Below are 6866 nucleotides of genomic sequence, written 5' to 3' on the forward strand. Positions count from 1 at the left end.
ATGATTCCGTGTCCATCCGTCTGCCCGATCATGTCAGTCCGTCGTCGCCGACGGCCCGCGGGGGTCGAGCCGGTAGACGCGCGTCGCCGTCCCGCCACGGAGTGCATCGCGTTCCGACGGCGACAACTCGTCGACGAGACCGGACAGCTCATGCCAGACCGCACCGTACCCGCCGCTCGTGACGGTCATCGGCCAGTCACCGCCGAGCATCAACCGCTCGGGCCCGAAGCAGGCGAGCGCGGTGTCCCAGGCCCGACGCACGTCGGCCGCCACGAACGGCCGACCGGCACGGTTGAGGCCGGACACCTTCGCGACCACGTTCGGTGACTCCGCCGCCGCGGCCAGCTCGGTCGCCCAGCGTTCGAAGGCCTCGTCGTCGCGCGGCGGCTTCGCGAGGTGGTCGACGACGAGCGTCAGCCCCTCCTCCAGCCGCGCGAGTCCGGTGGCGTCGCTGAGCAGGCGCGGGAAGGCGTTCGGGAGGTCGAGCGGAAGCCCACGGTCCGCGAGGACCGCCGCCAACCGGCGGGCGGGGGCGGCCAGGAGCAGGCCGTCCCGGGGATCGTCGTGCAGCAGCTGACGAACGCCGCGGAACCGTGGATGCGCGCCCCAACGGTCGAGCAGGGACTCGGCCCGCTTCGTGTCGTCGATCGGCACCCAGCCGACGACGCCGGCCACCCAGCTGCAGGTGTCCGATGCGCTGAGCATGGACATCGTGTCGAGCTCCGTGTCGTCGGCCTGGACGAGGATCGCCGCATCGACGCCGGCCGCCTGCAGCTCTGCGGCCGCACGCTCCGGCGTGAAGTCCTCGCGAAGCGACTCGTCGGCCGAAGCGAGCCAGTGATACCCGTCGGCGCGATTCCACAGATGGAGGTGCGCGTCGATCGTCCGCATCAGCCGAGCAGCCCTCTGGTGCGCAGCTCCGTCCAGAAGGTCTCGGGGATCGGTGCCTCGAAGCGCTCCACGTTCTGCATGATCTGCTCCGGCCGCGAGGCGCCCACCGCGACCGTCCGCACGGCAGGGTGGCGGAGCGGGAACTGGAGTGCGGCTGCAGGCAGTTCGACGCCGAACCGACGGCAGATCTCGGCGATGTCGACGGCGCGGTCGAAGACCTCCGGCGGGACGGCACCGTACTCGTAGCGGCCATCCGCGTCCGGCACGGCGCGGGCCAGCAGGCCCGAGTTGAACACCGAGGCGGCTACCACCCCGACGCCGTGTTCCAGACAGGCGGGCAGCAGCTCGTCGGCCGCCGGTTGCTCGGCGAGCGTGTACCGTCCGGCGATCATGATGAGGTCGGTCAGGCCCGTGCGCACCGCGGCGAGCAGAGCGGCGACGTCCATCGATCCGATCCCGACCGCCCCGACGAGTCCTTCGTCGCGGAGTGCGGCGAGCGCCGGTATCCCCTCGGAGATCCCGGACTCCGGATCGTTGCGTTCGGGGTCGTGGAGGTAGAGCACGTCGACGTGGTCGAGTCCGAGTCGCTCGAGGGACTCGTCGAGCGAGCGCCGCACGCCGGCCTCGCTCGCATCCCACTCGCGCCGCACGGTCGCCGGGACGACGAAGTCGTTGTCCGTGTCGAGCGCCCCCTCCCCCGCGGGGTTCGGCACGAGGAGACGGCCGACCTTGGTGGACAGGACGTACTCGTCGCGGGGCTTCGTCCGCAGGAAGGCGCCGAGCCGACGCTCGGAGAGACCGAGGCCGTAGTGCGGAGCCGTGTCGTAGAAGCGGACGCCGTGTTCCCAGGCCGCATCGAGGATCGCCCAGGCCTCCTCATCGCTGAGCTCGCGGTAGAGGTTGCCGAGATTGGCGGCGCCGTACGCGAGCCGCGGGACGAGCAGGTCAGGCACCGGCGCCCCGGAAGGTGAACTCGGCGATCGACGTCGCGAGCATCTCCGAACCGCCGCCGGGGGCGAGCGGCGCGCGGTACCGCCCGGCGACGATCTCGACGGGCTCGACGAAGTGCTCGTGCAGGTGGTCGACGAATTCGATCATGCGTCCATCCTCGCTCCCCGACACGGCGATGAAGTCGAACATCGAGAGGTGCTGCACCGCTTCGCACAGCCCGACGCCACCGGCGTGCGGGCAGACCGGGACACCGAACTTCGCGGCCAGGAGCAGGATCGTGATGTTCTCGTTCACGCCGGCGACCCGCGTGGAGTCGATCTGGAGCACCTGGAGGGCGTCGGCCTGCAGGAACTGCTTGAACATGATGCGGTTGGCCATGTGCTCGCCGGTCGCGACCGGGATCGGGGCGACGCCGCGCGCGATCGCCGCGTGGCCGAGGATGTCGTCGGGGCTCGTCGGCTCCTCGATCCAGGCGATGTCGTAGGGGGCGAGTCGGGACATCCAGTCGATCGCCTCCGCGACGTCCCACCGCTGGTTGGCGTCGACGGCGATCCGGATGTCGGGTCCCACCGCGTTCCGGGCGATGGCGAGGCGACGGACGTCGTCTTCCACGTGCCCGCCGACCTTGAGTTTGACCTGCGCGAACCCGTCCGCGACCGCCTCGCGACACAGACGGTCGAGCTTCTCGTCGGAGTAGCCGAGCCACCCGGGCGTGGTCGTGTAGGCGGGGTACCCGGCTGCGAGCAGGGCCTCGATCCTGGCCTCCCGTCCCGGTTCGGCGCGACGGAGGATCGCGAGGGCGTCGTCCGGGGTGAGGACGTCGCTCAGGTAGCGGAAGTCGACGAGCTCGACGAGCTCCTCCGGCGTCATCGTGGCGAGCAGCCGCCAGAGCGGCAGGCCGGCACGTTTGGCCTTGAGGTCCCAGAGCGCGTTGACGACGGCGCCGATCGCCATGTGCATGACGCCCTTCTCGGGACCGAGCCACCGGAGCTGGGAGTCGTAGACGAGTTCACGCCAGAAGGCTCCGAGGGCGTCGAGCACGGGCTCGACCTCGCGACCGAGGAGGTGCTCTCGGAGGGCGTGGATGGCTGCGACCTCGACGTCGTTGCCGCGTCCGATGGTGAAGACGAAGCCGTGGCCCTCGTGGCCGTCGTCCGCGTCCGTCACCAGCCGCAGGTAGGCGGCGGAGTAGTCGGGGTCGGGGTTCATGGCGTCCGAGCCGTCGAGGGTGGTGGAGGTCGGGAACCGGACGTCGTGCGTCTCGAATCCGATGATGGTACTCACGTCGGCATGCTCCTTCGGGCTGGTGCCACTGAGCTTAGACATCCGATGTCTGTGCTGTCAATGCGCTCAGCGTGGACGAAATCACCTGTTGCGACGGCCTGATCGGGCGGTAGAGTTCAGACGTTATCGGCTACGGAGCCGGGTCCGCACGCGGGCACCGGCGGAACCGGAAGGACCAGCATGCGCTTCGCCAGACTCGGCCCCGTGGACGGGGAGACCCCCGTCGTGTTCATGGGCGACACCGCCTACGACCTCCGATCGATCACCCCCGACATCGACGGAGCGTTCCTCACCGGCGGCGGCATCGATCAGGTTCGCGCCGCCCTCGAGTCGGGTGCGCTCCCCGTCCTCGACGGCGCCGACGAGCTCCGGATCGGCGCGCCGATCGCCCGGCCGAGCGCGGTCGTCTGCATCGGGATGAACTACGCGGCGCATGCGGCGGAGTCCGGATCCGCTCCGCCCGAGATCCCGATCATGTTCCTGAAGACGCCCAACACGGTCGTCGGCCCGAACGACGACGTCCGCATCCCGCGAGGCAGCACGAAGACCGACTGGGAGGTCGAGCTGGGCGTCGTCATCGGCGAGCGCACCTCCTACCTCGACAGCCCCGAGGACGCTCTCGGCCGCATCGCCGGCTTCGTCACCGCGAACGACGTGTCGGAGCGCGACTTCCAGATGGCGGCGAGCGGCGGGCAGTGGTCGAAGGGCAAGTGCGCTCCGGGCTTCAACCCGACCGGCCCGTGGCTCGTGACGCCGGACGAGGTCGACGCCGGTGCCCTGCGACTCCGCAGCTGGGTCAACGGCGAACCGCGTCAGGACTCGAGCACGGCCGACCTCATCTTCGACGTCGCCACGGTCATCTGGCACCTGAGCCAATACCTGCAGCTCGAAGCCGGCGACCTCGTCCTGACCGGCACACCCGAGGGCGTCGCGCTCTCCGGCCGGTTCCCCTACCTCGCACCGGGCGATGTCTGCGAGGTCGAGATCGAGGGCCTCGGCCGCCAGCGACAGCGGTTCGTCGACCCGGTCCCTGGAATCGCGCCGTCGGCCAAGCCGGCCGAGGCACTCGGAGCCCGCGCATGAGCGCCGGAGAGACCGGCGAGTTCGACGGACTCGTCGCGATCGTTACCGGCGGCGCTTCGGGGATCGGCGCCGCCATCGTCGAACGCCTCGCCGCCGACGGTGCGAGCGTCGCGATCCTCGACCTGAACCCGTCGACCGAGGAAGACTCCGCCACCCGCCTGTCGGTGCGCGCGAACGTCGCCGACGACGCCTCCGTCCGTGCCGCGATCGACGCCGTCGTCGCACGGTTCGGCCGCCTCGACATCGTCGTGAACAACGCCGGCATCGGTGCGCAGGGCACCGTCGAGTCGAACGACGACGACGAGTGGCACCGCGTCTTCGACATTAACGTCGTCGGCATGGCTCGCGTGACGCGCGCGGCCCTCCCACACCTGCGCGAGTCGCCGTCGGCGGCGATCGTGAACACCGCGTCGATCGCCGCGACGGCGGGACTCCCCCAGCGCGCGCTCTACACGGCGACGAAGGGGGCCGTGCTGTCATTGACGCGCGCGATGGCCGCCGACCACCTGCGCGAAGGCGTCCGGGTCAACTGTGTGAACCCGGGCACGGCCGACACCCCGTGGGTGGGCCGACTGCTCGACAGCGCGCCAGACCCGGCCGCCGAGCGTGCCGCACTCGAGGCACGCCAGCCGCATGGCCGACTCGTCGCCGCGACCGAGGTCGCCGGTGCCGTCGCCTACCTGGCGAGCCCGCGATCAGGCTCGACGACCGGCACCTCGATCGCCGTCGACGGCGGGATGCAGGAGCTCCGTCTCCGCCCCGAGTAGCGAGGGCGGGGTCCCGATGCCGCCTCGCGGTTCACAACTCAGGAGCGCCCCGGCGGTTCTGCCCCGAGACCGCCGTCCCCAAGGTCGACACGCCTGACTCCTCCTGAATTGCGAACCGCATGGACCGGACGGGTCCGATTGCGCAGAACTCAGGCGCACGCCGGCGCGTCCGGCCACCGAGGGGATGATCCAGCTCGACTCACCGGGACGCTCCTGAATTGCGAACCCGGAGTCGAGGATCAGGCGGGCGAACTACCGGTCGGTGTCGGGGCGCGGCCACGCGGCGACGAAGCGCTCGAGGAAGGCGGCGAACTGCGCCGCCTCCTCGGGCGTGAACCCAGAGAGCGCGGTCGTGACCGCGTCGCGTCGACCCCGGCGCGCCTCCTGCAGGACCGCACGGCCGGCGGCGCTCAGCTGCACCACACTGCGTCGACCGTCGTTCGGGTCGACCGCGCGAGCGACCTCGCCGCGCTTCGTCGCTTCGGCCACGAGCCGACTCGCCCGCGGCTGGTCGACGCCGATCGACTCCGCGAGCGCACTGATCCCCATGCCACCGGCCGCATCGTCACGAGCGAGCGCGTCCAGCATCCGGAACCGAGCCGCCTGGGCGATCGCCTGCTCGCGCGGGTGACGGGCACCACCGCCAGGACCCCAGGGCCCGCCGAAGCCGGGCCCGAAGCCCGGACCGCGCCCACGTCCGCGTTCGTCCTCAGCGCCGCCGTCGGCGGCGTGCCGATGACCGTCCCCGTGCTCATCGTGGTGGTGATGACCGGGCCCTCCGCGCCCACCGCGTCCGCCGAAGCGACGGCCTGACTGGTCCCGTCGGATCTGGACGAGGGCCCGCTCGATCATCTCCACCGGGTCGGTTGCTGTGGGTTCGCTGGGCTGCGCTTGACGATCATCGGACATACATGTCATTATACATTTACATGTAACAGAGCATGCAAATAAGGAGACCACCCATGAACACCCACACGACTTCCCCAGAGCAGTCCACCAGCCCGTCCGCCGACCGCCCGCTCGGCTTCTGGCTCCGCACTGTCGACCACGCGGTCAAGCACTCGATGCACGAGGTGCTCGCTGAGGACGGCCTCGGCCGCCGCAGCTGGCGCACCCTCGAGCTCATCGCCTCCGGCGCCTCGAGCGTCGAGGAGATCGACGCCGCGCTCCCGCCACACCGCCGCGGACCGCGCGGCCCCGAACGGTTCGGCCGCCGCGGCGGGTTCGGCCCCGGAAGCGGCTTCGGTCACCCCGAGCGCGCCGCCGAGACGACCGCGGACACCGTGCCCGCCGAGCGTCCGGGCGGCCACGAGCACGGCCACCACGCTCACGATCGGGCCTTCGGGCGCGGCCGCGAGTCCGGTCGAGGCTTCGGTCGTGATCACCGACCCGGCGGCGCACCGTTCGGTCCTGACCACGGCCACCACCGCGGTCCTCGTCGCTCGACCGCGGACATCGTCATGGACTTCGCCGCACGCGGCTGGGTCATCGTCGACGCGGACGGCATCACCCTGACCGACACCGGTCGCGAGGCGCACGACGCGCTTCGCACCAAGGTCGACGCGGTCCGCCAGACCGTCGCCGACGCCGTCTCGCCCGAGGACCTCGCGACGACGCTCGCCAGCCTCGAGAGCATCGCCCGAGCCTTCGGCCGGGACGAGCACACGGCGCACGAGCACGGCCCGCGTGGTCGCTTCGGTCGCGGCGCGCGCAGCGAGCGCTGACCGGTCGCCAGCGTCTTCCGCCCATGCGGACCCCAGCCGACCACCATGCACAGAGCCCCGGGCAGCAATCGCCACCCGGGGCTCTCTCCGTTCGACCAACCGTCCCGTTCTCAGGACTCCGTCGCGTGTCGCCACCCACACCACCCCGACACACCGGACATCTCCT

At 71.1% G+C, this 6866-nt stretch carries 7 protein-coding genes; 3 read left to right on the forward strand and 4 right to left on the reverse strand.

Annotation, left to right across the window (positions count from 1 at the left end):
* Window positions 1-33: 33 nt before the first annotated feature.
* From QRN44_RS05140 to QRN44_RS05150, 3 genes are read right to left on the reverse strand one after another with little or no spacing between them, the layout of a single operon-like run.
* The gene (locus tag QRN44_RS05140; RefSeq protein ID WP_121291505.1) at window positions 34-891 is read right to left on the reverse strand and encodes an amidohydrolase family protein; all 858 of its coding nucleotides are present in this window, start codon (window positions 889-891) and stop codon (window positions 34-36) included.
* Window positions 891-1844 carry an aldo/keto reductase gene (locus QRN44_RS05145; protein WP_175117098.1) on the reverse strand — a complete coding sequence of 318 codons (954 nt, stop codon included), beginning with the start codon at window positions 1842-1844 and terminating at the stop codon, window positions 891-893. Before QRN44_RS05145 ends, QRN44_RS05140 begins: the two co-directional genes overlap by 1 nt.
* The gene (locus QRN44_RS05150; RefSeq protein ID WP_175117096.1) at window positions 1837-3126 is read right to left on the reverse strand and encodes an L-fuconate dehydratase; all 1290 of its coding nucleotides are present in this window, start codon (window positions 3124-3126) and stop codon (window positions 1837-1839) included. The genes QRN44_RS05145 and QRN44_RS05150 overlap by 8 nt, the downstream gene beginning before the upstream one ends.
* A 180-nt stretch (window positions 3127-3306) precedes the next feature.
* On the opposite strand from QRN44_RS05150, the gene QRN44_RS05155 reads away from it, so the two are divergent.
* On the forward strand, window positions 3307-4209 hold the full coding sequence (locus QRN44_RS05155) for a fumarylacetoacetate hydrolase family protein (protein WP_175117095.1): 903 nt from the start codon (window positions 3307-3309) through the stop codon (window positions 4207-4209).
* Window positions 4206-4976 carry an SDR family NAD(P)-dependent oxidoreductase gene (locus tag QRN44_RS05160; protein ID WP_121291498.1) on the forward strand — a complete coding sequence of 257 codons (771 nt, stop codon included), beginning with the start codon at window positions 4206-4208 and terminating at the stop codon, window positions 4974-4976. Before QRN44_RS05155 ends, QRN44_RS05160 begins: the two co-directional genes overlap by 4 nt.
* A 252-nt stretch (window positions 4977-5228) precedes the next feature.
* Here QRN44_RS05160 and QRN44_RS05165 read toward each other — a convergent pair whose 3' ends face one another.
* Window positions 5229-5885, reverse strand: coding sequence for a MarR family winged helix-turn-helix transcriptional regulator (locus tag QRN44_RS05165; RefSeq protein WP_285038454.1), 657 nt, complete (start codon window positions 5883-5885; stop codon window positions 5229-5231).
* Between the two features lie 53 nt (window positions 5886-5938).
* On the opposite strand from QRN44_RS05165, the gene QRN44_RS05170 reads away from it, so the two are divergent.
* Window positions 5939-6700: a winged helix DNA-binding protein gene (locus QRN44_RS05170; protein WP_285038455.1), complete on the forward strand. Its 762-nt coding sequence runs from the start codon at window positions 5939-5941 to the stop codon at window positions 6698-6700.
* Window positions 6701-6866 lie beyond the last annotated feature (166 nt).

This window comes from Plantibacter sp. lyk4-40-MEA-4 (assembly GCF_030209415.1).
Taxonomy (GTDB): Bacteria; Actinomycetota; Actinomycetes; order Actinomycetales; family Microbacteriaceae; genus Plantibacter; species Plantibacter flavus_A.

Excerpts from the sequence above, each read along its gene's own strand:
- QRN44_RS05160 (WP_121291498.1), top strand. The coding sequence starts at position 4,206 with ATGAGCGCCGGAGAGACCGGCGAGTTCGACGGACTCGTCGCGATCGTT.
- QRN44_RS05170 (WP_285038455.1), top strand. The coding sequence starts at position 5,939 with ATGAACACCCACACGACTTCCCCAGAGCAGTCCACCAGCCCGTCCGCC.
- QRN44_RS05140 (WP_121291505.1), bottom strand. The coding sequence starts at position 891 with ATGCGGACGATCGACGCGCACCTCCATCTGTGGAATCGCGCCGACGGG.
- QRN44_RS05165 (WP_285038454.1), bottom strand. The coding sequence starts at position 5,885 with ATGTCCGATGATCGTCAAGCGCAGCCCAGCGAACCCACAGCAACCGAC.
- QRN44_RS05155 (WP_175117095.1), top strand. The coding sequence starts at position 3,307 with ATGCGCTTCGCCAGACTCGGCCCCGTGGACGGGGAGACCCCCGTCGTG.